At 61.5% G+C, this 19,288-nt stretch carries 15 protein-coding genes; 7 read left to right on the forward strand and 8 right to left on the reverse strand.

The genetic code is table 11. From position 1 onward, the window contains the following. Positions 1–77: 77 nt before the first annotated feature. From AC1RNN_RS05860 to AC1RNN_RS05875, 4 genes are all read left to right on the forward strand, one after another. The gene (locus tag AC1RNN_RS05860; RefSeq protein ID WP_493087820.1) at positions 78–8,105 is read left to right on the forward strand and encodes a GH36-type glycosyl hydrolase domain-containing protein; all 8,028 of its coding nucleotides are present in this window, start codon (positions 78–80) and stop codon (positions 8,103–8,105) included. A gap of 87 nt (positions 8,106–8,192) precedes the next feature. Beyond that, positions 8,193–8,507 carry a BON domain-containing protein gene (locus AC1RNN_RS05865; protein ID WP_493087818.1) on the forward strand — a complete coding sequence of 105 codons (315 nt, stop codon included), beginning with the start codon at positions 8,193–8,195 and terminating at the stop codon, positions 8,505–8,507. A 31-nt stretch (positions 8,508–8,538) separates the two neighbouring features. Then, positions 8,539–8,796, forward strand: coding sequence for a CsbD family protein (locus tag AC1RNN_RS05870; RefSeq protein ID WP_493087816.1), 258 nt, complete (start codon positions 8,539–8,541; stop codon positions 8,794–8,796). Further along, entirely contained in the window at positions 8,793–9,470 is a 678-nt protein-coding gene (locus tag AC1RNN_RS05875) for an OmpA family protein (protein ID WP_493087814.1), read from the forward strand. The genes AC1RNN_RS05870 and AC1RNN_RS05875 overlap by 4 nt, the downstream gene beginning before the upstream one ends. Before the next feature lie 6 nt (positions 9,471–9,476). Here AC1RNN_RS05875 and AC1RNN_RS05880 read toward each other — a convergent pair whose 3' ends face one another. The 3 genes from AC1RNN_RS05880 to AC1RNN_RS05890 all read right to left on the reverse strand — a co-directional run bounded on the left by AC1RNN_RS05880 (position 9,477) and on the right by AC1RNN_RS05890 (position 11,422). After that, entirely contained in the window at positions 9,477–9,866 is a 390-nt protein-coding gene (locus AC1RNN_RS05880) for a hypothetical protein (protein ID WP_493137344.1), read from the reverse strand. 42 nt (positions 9,867–9,908) lie between these two features. Continuing rightward, positions 9,909–10,319 carry a hypothetical protein gene (locus AC1RNN_RS05885; RefSeq protein ID WP_493087812.1) on the reverse strand — a complete coding sequence of 137 codons (411 nt, stop codon included), beginning with the start codon at positions 10,317–10,319 and terminating at the stop codon, positions 9,909–9,911. Positions 10,320–10,495: 176 nt separating this feature from the next. Beyond that, a complete protein-coding gene (locus tag AC1RNN_RS05890; protein ID WP_493087810.1) occupies positions 10,496–11,422 on the reverse strand; it encodes a LysR substrate-binding domain-containing protein in 927 nt (308 codons plus the stop codon). 67 nt (positions 11,423–11,489) lie between these two features. Between AC1RNN_RS05890 and AC1RNN_RS05895 the strand changes: the two genes are divergently transcribed. Both AC1RNN_RS05895 and AC1RNN_RS05900 read left to right on the forward strand, forming a co-directional pair. Then, positions 11,490–12,548 (forward strand): Gfo/Idh/MocA family protein, encoded by a 1,059-nt coding sequence (locus AC1RNN_RS05895; protein WP_493087808.1) that lies wholly within the window; start codon positions 11,490–11,492, stop codon positions 12,546–12,548. 66 nt (positions 12,549–12,614) lie between these two features. Beyond that, complete coding sequence (locus AC1RNN_RS05900; RefSeq protein ID WP_493087806.1) at positions 12,615–13,088, forward strand: EVE domain-containing protein; 474 nt, start codon at positions 12,615–12,617, stop codon at positions 13,086–13,088. Between the two features lie 74 nt (positions 13,089–13,162). Here AC1RNN_RS05900 and AC1RNN_RS05905 read toward each other — a convergent pair whose 3' ends face one another. Further along, positions 13,163–14,053 (reverse strand): ketopantoate reductase family protein, encoded by an 891-nt coding sequence (locus tag AC1RNN_RS05905; protein ID WP_493088236.1) that lies wholly within the window; start codon positions 14,051–14,053, stop codon positions 13,163–13,165. A 130-nt stretch (positions 14,054–14,183) separates the two neighbouring features. Here AC1RNN_RS05905 and AC1RNN_RS05910 point away from each other — a divergent pair, with 130 nt between their 5' ends. Continuing rightward, positions 14,184–14,675, forward strand: coding sequence for a heme-degrading domain-containing protein (locus tag AC1RNN_RS05910; RefSeq protein ID WP_493087805.1), 492 nt, complete (start codon positions 14,184–14,186; stop codon positions 14,673–14,675). Here the strand turns inward: AC1RNN_RS05910 and AC1RNN_RS05915 are convergent, their stop codons facing one another. The 4 genes from AC1RNN_RS05915 to AC1RNN_RS05930 all read right to left on the reverse strand — a co-directional run bounded on the left by AC1RNN_RS05915 (position 14,676) and on the right by AC1RNN_RS05930 (position 19,285). Then, the gene (locus AC1RNN_RS05915; protein ID WP_493087803.1) at positions 14,676–15,404 is read right to left on the reverse strand and encodes a substrate-binding periplasmic protein; all 729 of its coding nucleotides are present in this window, start codon (positions 15,402–15,404) and stop codon (positions 14,676–14,678) included. It lies immediately after the preceding gene. Between the two features lie 225 nt (positions 15,405–15,629). Next, positions 15,630–17,360, reverse strand: coding sequence for a putative bifunctional diguanylate cyclase/phosphodiesterase (locus AC1RNN_RS05920; RefSeq protein WP_493087801.1), 1,731 nt, complete (start codon positions 17,358–17,360; stop codon positions 15,630–15,632). 20 nt (positions 17,361–17,380) lie between these two features. Then, on the reverse strand, positions 17,381–17,812 hold the full coding sequence (locus AC1RNN_RS05925; RefSeq protein ID WP_493087799.1) for a response regulator: 432 nt from the start codon (positions 17,810–17,812) through the stop codon (positions 17,381–17,383). A 12-nt stretch (positions 17,813–17,824) separates the two neighbouring features. Next, positions 17,825–19,285, reverse strand: coding sequence for a sensor histidine kinase (locus tag AC1RNN_RS05930; protein WP_493087798.1), 1,461 nt, complete (start codon positions 19,283–19,285; stop codon positions 17,825–17,827). Positions 19,286–19,288: the final 3 nt, after the last annotated feature.

Below are 19,288 nucleotides of genomic sequence, written 5' to 3' on the forward strand. Positions count from 1 at the left end.
CACAGCATGGGCGCAGCCTGGGAAGCACGCACCAATGCACCAGTGTGAGACGCCGAAGGGAGAGTTTCACGCCCCGCTTGCGCAACAACATCCAGCGGCTGCGCCTGGCCAACGCCTACATTGGAACCCAGGCGCAGACCGGCTATGACATCAGTCCGGCTGCGGAGTGGCTGCTGGAGAACTTCCACCTGCTGGAGGCGCAGTTCAAGGCGGTGTACGAGGGGCTGCCCGCCTCTTACTTTCAATCCTTGCCGGTTCTGGTGCAGGCGCCTTTGGCCGGCTTGCCCAGGGTGTACGGTGTGGCCTGGGCATTTGTGGCCCATACGGATGGTGCTTTTGACGAAGACCTGTTGGTGCAGTTTTTGCGCGCGTATCAAGAAACGTGCACGCTGAATTTGAGCGAGCTGTGGGCCTTGCCGACCACCTTGCGGGTTGTGCTGATGGAAAACCTGCGCCGCCTGGCGGACCGCGTGGCTGCCAACAAGGCTGCCCGTGAGTTGGCCAATCTGGTGTGCGATGACCTTGAGCGTTATGACCTGGCCCGGTTGAATGCATTGCTGGGGTTGCTGCGCCCCCGCGGTGTAGGGGGTGTTTTCCTGGCGCAGATGACATTGCGTTTGCAGGCCACGTCGCTGGACAGCAACACGGTGTGCAAGGACTGGTTGCGTCTCGCTTTGCCCGATGTGGCTGCGATGCTGGCGCAACAACGCGCAGACCAAGCGGCTGACAATGTAAGCGTGAGCAACTCGGTGACCTCTTTGCGCACGATTGGCGACACCAATTGGGACAGCCTGATCGGCCAAGTAGATACTGCCACCCGCCTGCTGCTGGAGAGTCCGGCGTTCCAGGCAGAGCACACCTTGACACGGGAAGACACCTTGCACGGGGTGGAGGCGCTGGCCAAGCGCAGTGGGAGAAGCGAGGCGGATGTTGCAACGGCCTTGTTGGCTGCCATGGCACACGCGAATCCGGAACACCCGGCCAGCACGGTACCCGCCTACTGGTTGCAAGGGGAAGGTGCGCCTGCGCTGCACCAGGCTCTGGGGCTAACGACGAAACACCTTCGACGATCAGAGGCGATGCGGCGGTTGGCATTGCCAGCCTACTTGTGCGCCATCGCCTGCGGTACTGCCGGGTTGATGTACTGGCTGATGGCAAAGCATTGGGATGGGGGGCTTATGCCGCCTGCTGGTGTGTATTGGCTTGCGGTCGTATTGTTGGGCCTGTTGGCATCGGAAGTGGTGGTGGCGTTGGTCAACCGCCTGGTCAGCGAGTCGGTGCGGCCGGTTCGACTGCCGCGACTGGCTTTTCTGCAAGGCATTGCGCCGGAGCACAGGGTACTGGTGGTTATCCCTTGCATGTTGGTGAGCCGGCAGGGCATCGAGGCACTGGTTCATCAGCTGCAGTTGCATTACCTGGCAAACAATGAGGAGCAGGCGCAGTTTGCCTTGCTGACTGACTGGCTGGATGCACCAGCCCAAAGCATGCCAGGAGATGCCGACTTGTTGGCGCATGCGCTGGACTGCATTGTGGGAATGAATATGAAATACCCACGACGAGGCACCGCGCAGTGTCCACGCTTTGTCTTGCTGCACCGTGAGCGGCGGTTCAGTGACTCCGAGCAATGCTGGATTGGCTGGGAGCGCAAGCGGGGCAAGCTGGAGCTGTTGATCGCGACGCTGGCGCGCGGGGGGCACGCAGGCTGGCTGGACTTGGGGGCAGCCAGTGCGTTGCAGGCCGATACCCGCTATGTCTTGACGCTGGATGCGGATACGCAGCTGCCCTCCGGCCGCTTGCGCTCGTTGGTGGGTATTGCTGCGCACCCCAGCAACCATCCGCGCGTAGATCCAGCGACGCGCACCGTGGTCTCCGGCTACGGCGTCCTGCAGCCGCGCGTTGCCACGCCATTGCCGCAGCCGCATATGCGCACACCCTACCACTGGCTGTTCGCGGGTCAATACGGCATTGACCCCTACAGCGCAGCCAGTTCAGAGGTGTACCAAGATATTTTTTCCCAAGGCACTTTTAGTGGCAAAGGACTGTTGCACGTGCAGGCCTTGCACCAGGTACTGGCTGAACGCCTTCCAGAAGGCCGGGTACTGAGTCACGATTTGTTGGAAGGTGCGATGGCGCGTTGTGCAGCCGTGACCGATGTGACGGTGATGGAAGACGCACCACACCACCCGGATGTGGCCTACGCCCGCATCCATCGCTGGACGCGCGGGGACTGGCAATTGCTTCCTTTCATGCTGCGGGCCAGGTGTTACGGCATCACGGTCATCAACCTCTGGAAGATGCTGGACAACTTGCGTCGTTCACTCGTCGCCCCTGCTGGCGTAGGCTTGCTGTTGTTGTCTTTGTGCGGGGTAGGACTGTCTCCTGTCCTGTCTGCAGGATTGGTGTTTATGGCCTACGCTGCCGGTCCGCTCATGGGCGCCTTTGCTGGGTTGCTTCCGAGCCGGCCGCATGTGGCTCTTGTTTACTTTTATGCCCAGGCAGGCACTGAGCTGCTGCGCGCACTGGGTGTAGGTGCCTGGCAGTTTGCGCAGCTGCTGCGGCAGGCCATTCTTGGTCTGGATGCGTTGTGCCGAGCACTCTACCGAATGCTGTTCAGTCACAGGAAGCTGCTGGAATGGACCACGGCGGCGACTGCACAGGCCTTTGCCAGAACAGGCTTGCAGCCATTGCTGCGGCAGCATTGGCCGACACCGGCCCTTGCTCTGGCGTTGGCTCTAGTGCTTCTCCCGGGTCATGTGCATGCGGTGTACACCCTTTTGCTGCTGGGGCTTTGGTCGACTTCCTCTCTGGGGATATGGTTGGTCAGTCGGGTGTCAGAAGTGGGCGCTGCCCAGACCCTGTCGGAGTCTGACCGGCTTTACCTGGGCAGTGTGGGGCGGGATACCTGGCGCTTTTTTGAACGCTGTGTCACCGCGCAGGACAACCATCTGCCACCTGACAATCTGCAGGTAGTGCCTGGTGACCAGGTGGCCCATCGCACTTCCCCTACCAATGTGGGCCTGTATCTGTTGAGCACAGCCTGTGCGGCGGAGTTTGGCTGGATCAGCACCGCCGACATGTTGGACCGCATGGAATCCACTTTGGCCACGCTGCGCGGCCTGCCGCGCCACAGGGGCCATTTTTTCAACTGGTATGACACACAGACCCTGGCGCCTTTGCTTCCGGTGTATGTCTCTACGGTGGACAGTGGAAACCTGAGCGGCCACCTGCTTGCCAGTGCGCAGGCCTGCCTTGCCAGAAGCGCGACATCGCCAGTCCCGCTCCAGGGCGAACGCTTGCGCGCACTGGCCCAGGCGATGCAAAGCCTTGCATGGGAGGCAGAGTATGGTTTTCTGTACAACGCCAAAAGACGGCTGTTTCACATTGGCTACCGGGTGCAGGAACGCGAGCTTGACGCCAGCTACTACGACCTGCTGGCCTCCGAGTCGCGGCTGACCAGCCTGTTGGCCATTGCCAAGGGTGATGTTCCGGTTTCCCACTGGGCGGCCTTGGGGCGTATGCATTGCGTGTCGGGAGCACAAGCTGGATTGTGTTCCTGGTCAGGGTCCATGTTCGAGTACCTCATGCCGTCCCTGGTGCTGGCCGAGCCCGAGGGCAGCGTACTGCAGCTTGCAGGCCGCATGGCGGTGCAAGCGCAACAGGGCTACGGGCAGTTGCGCGGTGTGCCATGGGGTATTTCGGAGTCGGCATATGCCGGGCGCGACAGCTCGCTGGCGTATCAGTATGCGCCGCAAGGTGTGCCGGCCCTCGCCCTGCGTCGCACTCCTGCCGATGTATTGGTGGTAGCTCCATATGCGACGGCACTCGCTGCGCAGGTGGACCCAGTATCGGCAATTGCAAACTTGCGGCGCCTGGAAGGCTTGGGGGCGCGTCAGGCCTATGGCTTCATTGAGGCATTGGACTACACACCCGTACGTCAGAATGGCCCCGAACTTTTCACGCCAGTGGCCACCTATATGGCACACCACCAGGGCATGTGGATTGTGGCGCTGGCCAATGTCCTGATGGGGGGCGTGGTGCAGCGATGGGGGATGGCTGATCCGCATCTGGAGGCTGCATCCGGCTTGCTCCACGAGCGCCTGCCCAAGGAGGTATCGCGTCAACTGATGGTGACTGCCACATCGCCTATGCAAATGTTGCAACACCAGGCGCCTGGCATGTTGCGCAGCGTAAGTCCCGGTGCAACGGCTGTGGAGCCCAGCCATTTGCTGTCGAACGGAAACTACAGTGTTGTGTTGAGACCCAATGGCGCAGGCTGGAGCCGCTGGAAGGGCGCAGATATCTCCCGCTGGCGCGATGACGCCTTGCGCGATCACTACGGAACGTTCTTTTATCTGCGCTTTCTGGCAGAACAGCCTGTTGGTCAGCGTCATTCGCTCACGCAACATCCTGCGCCAGATGCCAATGCCGTGTATGGCTGTGATTTCCATGCAGACAGGGTGGTGTTGTCTGCCCAGTGGCCGAACTTGCAGGTCCAGATCACCGTGTGGGTGAGTCCGGAAGATGACATCGAGTTTCGGCAGATCGAGATCAGCAATCACGGCGCGGAAGGAACTGTTCTGGAGCTGTCCTCTGCGCTGGAGGTGACCCTGGCACGGGCCCAGGCTGATGCGGCGCACCCCGCGTTTTCAAACCTCTTTGTCAATACACGCTGGTTGGCGCCTCATCGCGCCCTCTTGTTTGAACGCAGGCCACGAATTGCCAGTGAGGCAGCCATGCATGCCGTTCATTTTGTCGCGCGCGCTGATGCCTGTGTGCAGCAGGTCCGGGCTTGTGCAGACCGTCAACAGTGGGCCGGGCGCAACAGAAAGCCCGGGGAAGACAGTGGCTGGAGTGGGGCCAACTCGATTCCATTTGCATACTTTCAGGATGTGGATCCGGGTGCCAATGGTCTGGATCCCGTCGCTGCGTTGGTCGTTCGCCTGCATCTGGAGCCGCACGCCAAAACTGTGCTGACCTTTGCCACAGCAGCTGCACAGGAGCCTCGCCTGTTGCATGCCTTGCTCGATAAATACCAGCAGGCCAACCACTTGCAACGCGCTTCTTTGATGTCGGCCACGCTAACGGGCATCCGCCTGCGTGCTTTGGGCATCAGCCCCCCGAGTTTTGCTGCGGTGCAGTCCCTCACCACAACCCTTTTGCTTGCGCTCGCTAAACCCCGCTTGGGGCGGACTTTGGCTTCGTTTGCGCCAGAGGTGGTCTGCGACAAAGCGGTACTTCGACGGTGGGGCATATCGGGGGATCGTCCCATCCTGCTCGTATCCATTGCCATTTTGCAGGGACTGGGCTTGGTGCGCTCGCTTGCCCAGGGATTGCGGATGTGGGCCTGGAGCATGGTGGAGTGTGATCTGGTCGTGATCAATGGTGAGCCTGCGTCCTATCATCAGCCCCTGCAGCGTGAGCTTCTGGAACAAGTACAACGCCTGCAATCGGATTGCCCCCCGGCCAGTGCGCGGGGAGCTGCCCAGTTCTTTGTGCTGCGCAAGGATGCGCTGAGCGCAGACGAACGCAGCACCTTGCATGCGTTGGCCCGCATCCACATCGATGCCGATGGCCGCCCGTTGGCGCACCATGTGTCGGAATGGGAGGCCCTGCATCAGCGCGATGCATTGCTGCGCTTGCAGTGGTCCAGCCAATCTGTCGGTGTGGCCTGCCCGCCGGTGAAGACGGAGCAGGTGAGCGAAGGCAGTTTTGATGCAGTGTCGGGGGAATTCACTTTCGGTGTGATGCAGCAACAGCGCCCCCTGCGTCCTTGGGCCAATGTGCTGGCCAATGCGGACTTTGGTACGGTCTTGACCGAAGCAGGTGGCGGGTACACCTGGGCGCGCAATAGCCGCATGAACCAGTTGACCCCGTGGTCCAACGATCCTGTGGCTGACCCTCCGGGGGAATGGTGGCTGCTGCAGGATTGCAAAACGCTGGAGACTTGGTCTCTGGCCCCCAGTGCCTGGGGCGATATGCGTTGCCGCTACACCGTCGTGCATGGCCCCGGCAGTTCCCGCATTTCGCACCAGCACGGCCCACTGGACATCAGCCTGCACTGGTCTGTGGATCCGCAGACGGCAGTCAAACAGGTCGCTCTGAGCGTTCATAACCGAGGGACGCGTCCTGCGGTACTGCGTCTGGTTGCCATGGTGGAGTGGATATTGGGGGCAGAGCGGCAGGATCGCGCGAGTACCTGTACGTCCAGCCACCAGGATACCCTGATGGGGGGGCGCAACACGGTACTCTTGTGCCAGCAGCGTGAGCGCTCGGGCGGATTGGGCGGCGGAACGGCCTTCCTGGCGATGACGGAGGTCAGTCGTGGTGCTGACCTTGAGTGGACGTGTGATCGCCGTGAGTTTTTTGATGCCGCTGGTTCGTTGCAAATGCCCTCGCGACTGGCTTCGCGTTGTGGCGAGGGATTCGATCCCTGCGCCGCGCTGTCCCAAAACCTAGAGGTTGGCGGCGGACAACACTCCGGACGCGTGTTTCTTGTGGGCTATGCACCGGACGCAGCCTCAGCGTTGACACTGGCCCACGATGCACTGCGTGTGCCAAGTGTCCGTCGCGCGGCTGCAGTGCAGGCGCACTGGAATGGGCTGTTGGAAGCAACGCAGGTCCAGACCCCGGACCCCTGGTTTGACGTGCTGGTCAATCGCTGGCTGCTTTACCAGACGGTGGTGTGCCGCTTGCATGCCAAGGCCGGGTTTTACCAGGCTGGTGGGGCTACGGGTTACCGCGATCAGCTGCAGGACGCCATGGCGCTGAGTTGGGCCCGCCCCGAGCTGCTGCGCGCACAAATCGTGCTGTGCGCCTCGCGCCAGTTTGAGGCTGGGGATGTCCAGCACTGGTGGCACAGCCCTCTAGGTGCTGGCGTGCGCACCCATATCTCGGATGACCTGCTGTGGCTGCCTGTGGCCTGCAGTCGCTACCTGCTGGCGACGGGAGACAAGACGCTGCTTGATGCAACTGCCCCATTTTTGCAGGGGTCGGACATTCCACAGGGGGCAGAGGACATGTATTTCATCCCCGAAGTCAGTGCGGTGCAAGACACGGTGTATGAGCATGCAGCCCGGGCAATTGACCACAGTCTCACACACGGTGTGCATGGTCTGCCTCTGATGGGGGCAGGGGACTGGAACGATGGCATGAACACCGTGGGTAACCTGGGCCGAGGAGAGTCGGTGTGGCTGGGCTGGTTTGTATGCGACATCGTGCGTGATTGGGCGCCTCGCGCGCAGGAACGGGGCGAGTTGATGCGGGCACAACGCTGGCGCGAAGCGAGTGCCCGCTGGGAGCAAGCCTTGCGCACCAGTGCATGGGACGGCAACTGGTTTCGGCGAGCCTACTTTGACGATGGCCAGGTACTTGGGGCCAGCAGCAATGCCGAGTGCCGCATCGATCTGGTGGCCCAGGCATGGGCCGTACTGTCCGGAGTCGCGTCGCCAGGTCAACAGGAAACTGCCATGGCCTCGGCCCACACGGAGTTGGTGGACCCGCAGGCCGGACTGATCCGACTTCTGGCGCCACCCTTGCAGCACATGTTGCCCCGTGCAGGCTATATCCAGGCCTACCCTCCTGGCGTGCGGGAGAACGGCGGGCAGTACTCCCATGCCAGTGTATGGGCGTTGATGGCACAAGCGCGTCTGGCGTGCGCCGGGGGGGCGGACCTGCCCTACACCTATTTCACATACCTGAGTCCGGCCCATCGCAGCCATCACCCCAGACACGGGCTGGTGTATGGCCTGGAGCCCTATGTGATGGCGGGCGACGTGTATGCCGCAGCACCCTATGTGGGGCGTGGCGGCTGGAGCTGGTACACAGGTTCTGCAGGTCTTATGCATCGCGCGGCCCTGGAGTCCATTCTGGGTTTGCAGCAGAGGGCTGTGGAGCTCTGGTTCACCCCGTGTCTGCCAGCGCACTGGCCGGAAGTAACAGTCCGTTTGCAGCGCGACGGACGTGACTTGCATTTCACTTTGCAGCGGCTCGATGCCTCCGAAGTTGCAGCCAGGGCCCAGGCGTTGCATGCAACGGTCCTGCATGTTGGGCAGAAATTGGTATGGACCGCAGTGGCAGGATCTGCGCGCTATCTGATTCCGTTGTAGGTGTTGTTGGGTACGGCAGCGCACCGACGAACCGGGGGAGAGCTCCTACATTGGCTTTGAACCTCTTACTTCCTTCTGGAGAAAACCATGAAAACTTCTGTTCTTCTCGCCGGGACCACGTTGGTGCTCGCTTCAGCTTTGCTACCTGGCTGCGCTGTACAGCGCGGCCAGGAGAGTATGGGCGCCTATATCGATGATTCCACCATCACCACCCAGGTCAAGAGCCGGTTTGTGGAGAGCAAGCTGGTCGATGCTGGCGCTATCAGTGTTGAAACGATGAAGGGAACGGTCATGCTGTCCGGTTTTGCCAAGAATGCCATCGAAAAAAGTACTGCAGAAAGCATTGCCCGCAAGGTGAGCGGTGTGACTGCTGTGAAGAACGAAATCGCGGTACGTCCGTGAACCTACCCACCAACAAATACTGGAGAAACTCATGAAAGACGCTGCACGTTACTGGGCACTGGTTGAAAGCAACTGGAAACAGGTGGCTGGCCAGGCCAAAGAACATTGGGGAAAGTTCACAGAGGATGAGTTGACCGTGATTGCTGGCAAGCGTGAGCAATTCATGGCCAAATTGCAGGAACACTACGCCCTGAGCACCTTGCAAGTCGAGTGGCAAATGGCGAAATGGGCCCGAAAAGCCAGCGAACCCTGGTTCAAAAAGGCGCCGCTGAAAGGGCGTCAGTCATGAACACGCATTTCCCCTCCCTCTGGCGGATCTGCAGCTCCGTGCTCCTGGGTATTCCCCTGATCCTTCATGCGCAGGCCGATGTGAGGCCCGGCTATTGGCAGGACACAGGCGGCCGATCTATCGGATCCGCAACACCTGGCCAGTGCTGGCATACCGGAGAGTGGACCCCGTCGCTGGCTGCAGCGCCCTGTGACGGAGCTGTTGCCGCTGTCGTCGCTGTACAAGCCCCCGAACCGCCCGCGGAGATTGTTTCTGACGTTGTCGTTGCGCTTCCCATGCCGGTTCCGCCCGTACCTCAAAAAATGAGTTATTCGTCGGATGCCCTCTTCACGTTTGGCAAAGCGACCTTGAGCAATGAGGGAACGAACATGCTGGATGAACTGGCCCTCCAACTCGATGGCGCCAATTACGAGGTTGTCCATGTGACAGGACATACCGATCGGATAGGTACTGGTGCCTATAACCAGCGGCTTTCGATGCGCCGTGCAACGGTAGTGAGTGAGTATCTGGTATCTCGAGGCGTTACGAAATCAGCCATCAATGCGTCGGGTCAGGGCGAGACACAACCCATTACAGCAGCGGGTGATTGCCTGAGGGGCGATCGAAAGACCACGATTGCCTGCTTGGCACCTGATCGCCGCGTGGAGGTAGAAGTTCAGGGTACCAAGGGATAAGAGGCCTTACCCTGGCCTTGTCCGAATGCGGAACGTCTCTGGTTTGCTGATTTGCTCTGCTGGCGGCGCACCGTCGCGCAACGCTTGAGCAACCACAGTGCCATCGTTGACAAGAGTCTCCGCGATAGCCGGCTTGACCCGGAACGGCACGAACTGCCCCATCGGCTTTGTTTTCCACTCGTCATAGTTCAGAAGAAAAACACTGCCGACGATATCGTGGGTGAGCCTGCCGGCCGGCCGGCGAAGTTCCAGAGCAGAGCTGGATCCAGTGGTTTGCCTCTGTATCTGCAAGCAATGAAAAGGGGATGATATGAGGCTCCCCGTTGCGGTGCTCAGTCGTGCTTGCGCGCGGGGTGCAATCCCTTCAAGGGCAAGCGGATGCTGGCCCGCACCCATGTTGACTCCCGTCTAAACGCTTGCGTGACTTTGCTGCTTACATTATTCGCCAGGACCAAACCCCTGGTTGGCCAGCCATTGCCAAGCTTCTTCCATGCTGCGACAGTGATGGTAGTTGGCGAGAGTTCTTGCCTCGGCGAACAAGTCTTGCACCATCAACTCATGGAACTTCGACGGCAGCACATCCGTGACCGTCGTCATGCCATTGGCCACCGCATCTTTGAAGAAAATCAACCACTGGTCAAAAACCTCATCGGAGCTTCCCGTCCAATCACGTGCATCAGAGAACATAGCCCATGGACGTCGAGGTGGCTCCACCCACGCTGCCTTCGCCGCCTTGTGCAGGGCCAGTACAGCTTGGCGGTTCCAATCTTTGCGGTAGGTAACAAGCAATACGTCCCCGCGCCAGGCCAGGGAAAACTCTCCGTGTGGGGGGAGGTCGCGTTCCTTCATGGCCAAATATATTGCCATTATTTTTAGGCCACGCCAAACAGCGAGGGTCTAACCCAAGGGAGCAATCCACCACAGGGTGTACTCGCCCCGAATGTCCGCAATCTGGCAAAGAATTTCGGTGGCTTGGAGACCGCTTTGGGTCGAAAGCAGCGACACGTTCAGGCTGCTCCACCCTTTCAAAAGGCCACGCCCTTCAACTCCAACCGCCCTGCCCCCAACTCCCCCCGCAGAAACTCCAGACACACCTGCAGCTTCGCCGACTGCGTAGAGCGCATGGGCATGACCGCGTAGATATCCGCACTCTGCCGATATTCCGGCAGCACGCGTTCCACCGTGCCCTCCCGCAGCGCCTGGGCCACGTCCCATTGCGATAGCAGTGCGATGCCCAGGCCTTGGCTGGCCCATTGGAGGATGGGGTCGCTCTGGTTGGAGCCCATGGTGCCGCTGACCTGCACCGCCTCCTCGCCCTGCGGCCCCTGCATGCGCAGCGTGGTGAAGGGCTGGTCGCGGTCGCGGAAGAGCAGGCAGTTATGCCGGGCCAGCTCGGCCAGCGCGGTGGGCCGGCCGTGCGCGGCCAGGTAGCTGGGCGCTGCGCACAGGATGCGGGCGCTGCTGGCCATCTTTTGCGCCACCAGGTGCGGCTCGCGCACCTCACCCACGCGGATGTCGATGTCAAAGCCCTCGGCAATCAGGTCCACGCGCCGGTCCACCAACTCCAGCCAGACTTCCAGCTCAGGGTGCTGCTGGCGCAGCAGTGCCAAGATAGGCGCGATGTGCATGCTGCCCAGCCGGTGGCTGGTGCTGACCTTGAGCGAGCCGCTGAGCGCACCGCGCGACTGGGCCACTTCCTGGTTGAGTTCATCTGCGGCTTGCAGCACCTTGCGCGCCCAGGTGTAGACCACCTCGCCCTGGGCGGTGATGCTGACGCGCCGCGTGGTGCGCAGGAACAGCGGCGTGGCCAGCACCTTTTCCAGGTGCGCGATGCGCTTGGTCACGTAGGCCACGGAGATGCCCAGGTCCACCGCTGCACCAGTCAAGCTAGCGCGGCGCGCCACAGCGCAGAGCACGCGCAGGTCGATCAATTCCCAATTATTTTTAACCATTAGGAAAATATAAATCAACAAAACCGCTTATTGCCGATATTTCAATAGCCAATGAGCATGTGGGTCTATGACAAACAAGCCCCCTACCCGCATCGCCCTTGCCGGCGCCGGCCTCATCGGCCAGGCGCACATGAAGGTCATCCAGCAACGCAAAGACTGCGTGCTCAGCGCCATCGTGGATCCATCCCCCGCCGCTGCGGTAATCGCCGCACAGGCCGGCGTGCCGCTGTTCACCCGGCTCGAGGACCTGCTGGCGCAAGACCGGCCGGACGGCATCATCCTCGCCACGCCCAATGCCCTGCATGTGCCGCAGGCGCTGCTGTGCGTGGCGGCAAGCCTGCCGGCGTTACTGGAGAAGCCCATCGCCACCAGCGTGCAGGAAGCGCAGCCCCTGGTGGACGCGGTGGAGCGCAGCCAAGCCCGCCTGCTCATAGGCCACCACCGCGCCCACAGCCCCATCATGGCCAAGGCGCAGCAGGTCGTGGCCTCCGGCCAGCTGGGGCGGCTGGTGGCGGTGATGGGCAGTGCCACTTTCTTCAAGCCTGACCAGTACTTTGACGATGGTCCCTGGCGTCGCGTGGCGGGCGGCGGGCCCATCCTCATCAACATGATTCACGAGGTGCACAACCTGCGCATGCTGTGCGGCGATGTGGTGGCCGTACAGGCTTTTGCCTCCAACGCCACGCGCGGCTTTGCGGTGGAAGACACCGTGGCCATCAACCTGCGCTTTGCCAGCGGCGCGCTGGGCAGCTTCATGCTGTCGGACACCGCCGCCTGCGCCCGCAGCTGGGAGCAAACCAGCCAGGAAAACAAAGCTTATGCTAGCTACGACGACGAGGACTGCTACGTCATCACCGGCACTATGGGCAGCCTGTCGGTCCCGACCATGCGCCTCAAGACCTACGCGCGCGCCGAGGAACGCTCTTGGTGGAAGCCATTTGAGGTGGGCACCGTGGGCCTGGTGCGCGAAGACCCGCTGGACTGCCAGATGGCGCATTTCGTCCAGGTCATCCAGGGTGAGGCAGCGCCCCGCGTGACCGCCCGCGACGGGCTGAACAACCTGCGCGTGACGGAGGCCATCACCCGGGCTGCGAGTGAAGGCGGCAATGTGGAGTTGGAGGTGTAGGCGGGGTTTTCCGCGGCACGGCAACGCGGTACGCTAGGGGTCTGTCCATCACAGCCCCTTTGCCCCATGCCCCACTACTGGCTCATGAAAGCCGAACCCGCCGAGGCTTCGGTCGATGACGTTCTGGCCATGCCCCAAGCCACCGTACCGTGGACCGGCGTGCGCAACTACCAGGCGCGCAACTTCATGCGCGACGGCATGCAGGTGGGGGATGGCGTGCTGTTCTACCACTCCAGCTGCGCGGAGCCGGGCATAGTGGGCATTGCCCGCGTGGCATCGGGCGCCTACACGGACCCCACGCAGTTCGATCCGAAGTCGCACTACTTCGACGCCGCCAGCAAGCCAGAGGCGCCGCGCTGGATATTGGTGGATGTGCAGGTGCTGCACAAGACGCGCAACCTCACCCTGCCCGAGCTGCGCGCGGATGCAGCACTGGCCGACCTGATCGTGCTCAAGAAGGGCAACCGACTCTCCATCACGCCCGTGGAGCCGGCGCACTGGCAACACATCCTGCAGCTACTGGACATCCCGGGTTTATAGAAAAATCTGCATCTAGCCCCTGTGGATAGTGCGCGAGTAGCTACTAAAATCATAGCAAGCTGCGCACATCACGCTCAGGCGTGCTTGCTCTCCAGCAGCTTTACCAGCGCCCAGAGCACGCGGTTGGCTGGCGTGGCAATGCCTAGCGCCTGGCCGCGGCGCACCACCAGTCCGTTGAGGTAGTCAATCTCGCTGGGCTTGCCGCGCGCAAAATCCTGCGCGGTGGAGGAAAACTGGTTGGGCATGGTGTCAAAAATCATGCGCACGGCGGCATCTACATCACCCGCCACCTGCACGCCTTCGGCCTTGGCCACAGCCAGACATTCGTTCACCACGTCGCGCATCACGTCCTGTACGCCCTCGCCAACCGCCGTCTTGCCATAGGGCAGCTGGCTGATGGCGGAAACGGCGTTGTACGCGCAGTTGAGGATGAGCTTGAGCCACAAGGCGCCGCGCACGTTGTCGGATACCTCCGCCCCCACACCAGCAGCTACCAGCGCCGGGGCCATGCGGCCCGCGCTGGGCTCAATGACCAGGTCACCGCGCCCATGGTGTTTCACATGGCCGGAGCCCGCCATCTCGGTCGCCACGTAGACCACGGCCGCAGCCACGGTATGGTCCGGCAACACGGTGCGCAGGCGGCCCGCGTTGTCCACGCCGTTTTGCAGGCACAGCACCAACGTGTTCGGCCCCAGGTGCGGGCGAATCTGGGCGCCGGCGGCTTCGGTGTCGGTGGATTTGACGCAGAACAGCACCACGTCTGCCCCCTGCACTGCGCTAGCCTCGGTGCTGGCGGCCAGGCGCACCTGTTCGTCAAAGGTTTTGGTCTCCATGCGCAGGCCCCGGGCCTGGATGGCCTGCACATGGGCCGGCCGGGCGATCAGCGTGACGGCGTGGCCCGCGCGGGCCAGCATGCCGCCGTAGTAACAGCCGACGGCACCAGCGCCCATGACGGCAATGCGCAGAGTGGAGGGGGTGAGTGTGGTGTTCATGGCGATGGCGTGTTGCGGCAAAGAGGTCCTGCCATTCTAGGCAGCGCCGCACACCCGCCACCTCCTCTACACTGAGCGCTTTCAGCCCTTTGCCCACACCGCCATGACCACTGCCACCGACCTGGAACGCCTCGCCCTGCAAGAACAGCGCCTGCAGTTTGACGCCTTTGACCAAGGCACCGCCTGGACGCTGGGCACCAACATCAAGGCGCTGTGTGAAGCCGCAGGTGTGGCGCTGGCCATCGAGATCCGCCTGGCCAAGGACACGGTCTTCTACTACGCAATGCCAGGTACCGGCCCCGGCAACGCCGACTGGGCCCGCCGCAAGCGCAATCTGGTGGAACTGTCCCAGACCAGCTCTTACGCCATCGGGTTAAAGCTGGAGCAGGAAAAGAGCTCGCTGGAAGAGAAACAGGGCCTGCCCCTGCGCGACTTCACCGCGCACGGCGGCAGCTTCCCCATCCGCGTGCGCGGCGTGGGCATGGTGGGCGTGGTTACGGTATCGGGCATTCCCCAGCGCGAAGACCATGCCATGGTGATCAAGGCGCTGGCTTCCCTATGCGGCGTACCGCTGGCCGAGGTGGCGCTGGACTGACTAGAGCGCGCCGCGGGTAAGTTTGGCGTACTCCGCCTCCAGCTTCGCGCGGTCCACCGTCTTCAGCGCTGCGTCAAAGGCGTTGCGCTGCTCCAGCCCTGCCGGTGTGCGCTTGAAGCATACGTGCAGGCTCAACTCGGCAATGGGCTTGGCGCCGAACACGATCTTGTCCGAGCCGCCCGTGTGGGCCAGGGTGTAGTCCAACACGTTCTTGTCGATGACGATGCCCCGGATCTTGCCGCTGTTGAGCTTGTTGACGTTGATCGCGTCGCTGGCCGCCACCTCCACGCGCTGGCGCTTGTCTTTCACCAGTTGGTCAAAGGCCTCGCCGTTGGAATAGCTGTCCACCACACCCAGGCGGACATCCGCCAGGTCGTTCAGCACACTCCAGTTGACGGGTGCACTGCGCAGGGACGCAACGCCCAGCACGCTCATGCCCATGGGCTGCGACAGGTAGCAGGCCTGCTCGCGCTCCTTGCTGTAGTACTCGGGAAAGTAGCCGTCGAAGTTGGGGTCTTTTTCGCCCTTCTCCAGCGTCACCGACCATTCGAAGGACGCTGTCATCAGCTTGTAGCCCGCCGCCTTGGCCACCACAGACGCGACGCGGGTGGACACCCCCGATTGCGGCAACAGCGTGCCGGTGTACGGCGGCCACTCCAGTGTTGAGAGGCGCATGAGCTTGGTGGTCTGCGCAAATGCGCCAGATGCCATCAGCAAAGACAAAGACAAGGAAAAACCCCAAGACCAGCCCCAATGCCGCATGTGCGTTCTCCGATCCAGCCAGCCAACATTGGCGACAGCTTAGGGTGAACCTTATCGGCGGAGGGCCTGTGCTGCTGGACGCAGCACGACCTGAAGTGCCTCAATTACGACGCAGTGCAGCATTTTTGACACGATAGGCCAGCCAAACGACCTGACGCCGCTGCGCCAAGGTGGCGCTGGACTGAGCGGCCGTCAGGAGGCCAGCGGCGCCGCAAGGAAGTTGACCTCGAATTCCTCGGCCGGCAAGGGCCGGGAATAGAAGTAGCCCTGCAGCAAATCGCACTGCTGCTGGCTGCAAAAATCAGCCTGCGCCTGGGTCTCCACGCCTTCGACCACGATGCGCATGTTGAGCGCTTTGGCAAAGGCGATGATGGCCACGAACAGGGTTTCGCTCTTGCCGCCCTCACCCACCGCAGACACAAAGCTCTTGTCGATCTTGAGCACGTTGATGGGAAACAGCTTGAGGTGGTCCAGCGAGGAATAGCCGGTACCAAAATCGTCCAGCGACATGGCCACGCCATGGGCCGAAATGGCCGACAGCATGGCCACCGTTTCGCCAGTCACCTCGATCAGCATGCTTTCGGTGATTTCCAGCTCCAGGCAATCGGGCGGCAGGCCGTGGTCATCCAGCGCGGAAAGCACGGTGCGTGCAAGGCTCGGTTGCTTGATTTGTACCGCAGACAGGTTGATCGCCAGTTTGAGGTTGGCAAACATGGGGGCATAGCGCTCGCGCCAGGTCTTGAGCTGATGGCAGCCTTCGCGCAGCACCCAGGCACCAATGTCCACGATCAGGCCGGTTTCTTCCGCAATGCCCAGAAATGCCGCTGGCGACAGCACACCCAGCCGGGGATGGTTCCAGCGCAACAAGGCCTCCATACCAAAAAGGCTGCCGTCGGCGGCGCGAATTTGCGGCTGGTAGTAGATACATAGCTCGTTCTTCTCCAGCGCGCGCTGCAGGTCGTTCTTGATGACGGAGCGGAACTGCACCGCCTCCTGTAGCGCGTCGGAATAGAAGCGGCTCTTGTTGCGCCCGTCCAGCTTGGCTTGGTACATGGCCAGGTCGGCATACTTGAGCAAATCGGCGGCGGTCTTCGTGCTTCTGTCGAGCACAGCAATGCCGATGCTGGCTGTGATGGTGCGCTCCGTGGAGCCCAGAAACACAGGCGCCCGCAACTGCACGTTGATGCGATCCGCCAACACGATGGCCTGGTCGTCGTGCTCGAAACTGGTCATCATCACCACAAACTCGTCGCCCCCCAGACGGCACAGCAAGTCCCCATCGCGCACGATGAAGCTCAGGCGGCGCGCAATCTCCACCAGCAACTCGTCACCCGCATCATGTCCCAGTGTGTCGTTGATGCCCTTGAAGTCGTCCAGATCCAGCAACAGGATCGCCAGCCGCCCCTCGCTGCGGCGTACCCGCGCCAGGTGCGCTTCCAATGAACGCTCAAAGCCCCGGCGATTCATCAAGCCCGTCAGCACATCGTGCTCCGACATGCTGCGCACCTGCTCCAGGCTGTAGCGCAAGCGCTCCTCGATCTGGAAGCGCTGACGCGCTTGCAGTACCACTCGGGTCAGGTGGCGGCTGTTGACTTCATCCTTGAGCAGAAAGTCCTGCGCGCCCGCCTCCAGGCACTCCTCGGCCAGGCTTTCGTTCTCAAATCGACTCAGCATGACCACGGCCACACCGTCATAGGTGCCACCGCGCAGATGGCGCAGCACGTCCAGACCATTTTGGTCTGGCAGGCGGTAGTCGAGCAGTATGGCGTCGAACTTGGTGTTGGAGGCTTTTTCCAGGCCCTCTGCGGCTGTTGCCGCATGGTGCACCGCGCAAGGCAAGGTGCTCTTGTGCAATACACGGGTGATGGCGTGGCGGTCCACCTCGTCATCATCAATCAGCAGCAGGGAGAGTTCTGCAATCATGGGCAATACGGTTAGTACGGTCAGGCCAGCAGTTCCACCACACGCCAATAGCCGTGCAGCATGTCCATAGCGCGCATCACGCCGTCACTCACCTGACTTTTGATGATGTAGCCGGCAATGTTGTGCCGATATGCCACCAGCTTGTCCTCCTCCGCCTTGGAGGTGGTCAGCACAAAGACCACTGCACTGGAAAGCTCGGGATCTCTGCGGATTTCAGCCAAGAGCTCCAACCCATTGAGACGCGGCAGGTTCAGGTCCAGCAACACCAGATAGGGTTTGCGGGAGGCATGGCATTCCCGCAGCTTGGCCAATCCTTCAAGCCCGTCACTGGCTCGCACGATGGGGTTGTGGATTTCAAGCTTCTTCAACGCCCGCTGAACCCCCATGACGTCCACATCGTCGTCATCGATGAGCAGCAGCGTGACGTCTTTGGTGGTCTTGGTGTCTTGCATGGTGAAGGCTCCTCAATCAGCGCGGATCGGCCAGGTAAATCGGAAGGTACAACCGGTCTTGCCGTCTGACACCAGGGTGACCGTGCCACCTACTGTTTCCACCGCTTTCTTCACGATGGCCAACCCCATGCCGCTGCCCTCGACCTCGTCACGCGGCTTCAGAGTCTGGAAAATGGTGAATACGCGTTTCTGGTGCTCGGGCGGAATGCCCGGACCATCGTCGGTCACGGAGAACTCATGCCCCCCCGGACAAGGCGTGGCACTCACCCGGATGATTCCTTCAGGCTTGTCGTGGTGCTTGATGGCGTTGTTGATGAGGTTGCGCAACACCAATTCCAGTGGAACCTTTTGTGTGCGCATCTGGGGCAACTCGTCCACCACCAGACGGATTTTCTTGCGCGAAGCCGCCAACTCAAAGATGTCATTCACCAGTGCATTGGTGTTCACCAAGCCGACTGGATTGTCGGACTGCCCCACGCGGGAATAGGCCAGCAAGTCGTCGAGCAACATTTCCATGCGGCCGATGCGGTTGCGCATGAGCCGCAAATGCTCTTTGGTTTCATCACTCAGGGCGTCGTTGAGGTCTTCTGCAATCCAAGTGGCCAGTTGGTCCACCCCGCGCAGGGGTGACTTCAGATCGTGTGAGGCCACATAGGCGAAGTTATTGAGATCGTCGTTGCTGCGGGTCAGTTGGCTGACCAGGTTGCTCAGGTGCAGCTCGGATTGTTTGCGCGCGGTGATGTCCACAATAGCGGAAAGCACCTTCACTCCGGTAGAGGTCACGATGGGATTCAGGCCAATCTCTACGGGGAATTCGCTGCCATCCTTGCGCAGGCCGTAGAGATCGCGCCCGCTCCCCATGGCGCGCGGACTGGGACCGGAAAAGTAGGAGGCACGGTGCTGCGGATGGTGGCCGCGAAAACGGGCCGGCAGCAATAGATCAATGGACTGCCCCAACAGTTCGGAACGGGCATAGCCAAAGATGACTTCGGCTTGAGAATTCACCAGTTCGATGATTCCAGCCTCATTGATCATGACCATGCCATTGGGCGCCATCTCCACCACCTGGCGGAACTGCTCTTCCTGGCGCTTGCGCTCGGTCAGATCCACAATGGCCGACACCACTTTCATGCCCTTGGTGGTGCGGATGGGGGTGAGGCCAATTTCGACGGGGAATTCACTGCCGTCCTTGCGGCGGCCATTCAGGTCACGGCCAATGCCCATGAGCCGTGGACTGGGCTCCCGCATGAAGCCGGCACGATGGGGCGGATGCAGGCTCCGGAAACGCTCCGGCAGCAGCACCTCAATGGCCTGCCCCAGCAGCTCGCTCCGGGTGTAGCCAAAAATGATCTCGGCCTGGCGATTGATCATCTCAATGCGCCCTGTTTCGTCAATCATGACGATTGCATACGGAGCCATCTCCACAATATGGCGGAACTGCCCCTCTGACCCGTACTCCTGCGCGATATCCATGCA

It is taken from the genome of Rhodoferax sp. GW822-FHT02D07 (genome assembly GCF_058802405.1).

Coding starts and splice junctions, on each gene's coding strand:
- AC1RNN_RS05865 (WP_493087818.1), top strand. CDS start 8,193: ATGAAAACTTCTGTTCTTCTCGCCGGGACCACGTTGGTGCTCGCTTCA.
- AC1RNN_RS05870 (WP_493087816.1), top strand. CDS start 8,539: ATGAAAGACGCTGCACGTTACTGGGCACTGGTTGAAAGCAACTGGAAA.
- AC1RNN_RS05875 (WP_493087814.1), top strand. CDS start 8,793: ATGAACACGCATTTCCCCTCCCTCTGGCGGATCTGCAGCTCCGTGCTC.
- AC1RNN_RS05880 (WP_493137344.1), bottom strand. CDS start 9,866: ATGGGTGCGGGCCAGCATCCGCTTGCCCTTGAAGGGATTGCACCCCGC.
- AC1RNN_RS05885 (WP_493087812.1), bottom strand. CDS start 10,319: ATGAAGGAACGCGACCTCCCCCCACACGGAGAGTTTTCCCTGGCCTGG.
- AC1RNN_RS05890 (WP_493087810.1), bottom strand. CDS start 11,422: ATGGTTAAAAATAATTGGGAATTGATCGACCTGCGCGTGCTCTGCGCT.
- AC1RNN_RS05895 (WP_493087808.1), top strand. CDS start 11,490: ATGACAAACAAGCCCCCTACCCGCATCGCCCTTGCCGGCGCCGGCCTC.
- AC1RNN_RS05900 (WP_493087806.1), top strand. CDS start 12,615: ATGCCCCACTACTGGCTCATGAAAGCCGAACCCGCCGAGGCTTCGGTC.
- AC1RNN_RS05910 (WP_493087805.1), top strand. CDS start 14,184: ATGACCACTGCCACCGACCTGGAACGCCTCGCCCTGCAAGAACAGCGC.
- AC1RNN_RS05920 (WP_493087801.1), bottom strand. CDS start 17,360: ATGATTGCAGAACTCTCCCTGCTGCTGATTGATGATGACGAGGTGGAC.
- AC1RNN_RS05925 (WP_493087799.1), bottom strand. CDS start 17,812: ATGCAAGACACCAAGACCACCAAAGACGTCACGCTGCTGCTCATCGAT.
- AC1RNN_RS05930 (WP_493087798.1), bottom strand. CDS start 19,285: ATGGATATCGCGCAGGAGTACGGGTCAGAGGGGCAGTTCCGCCATATT.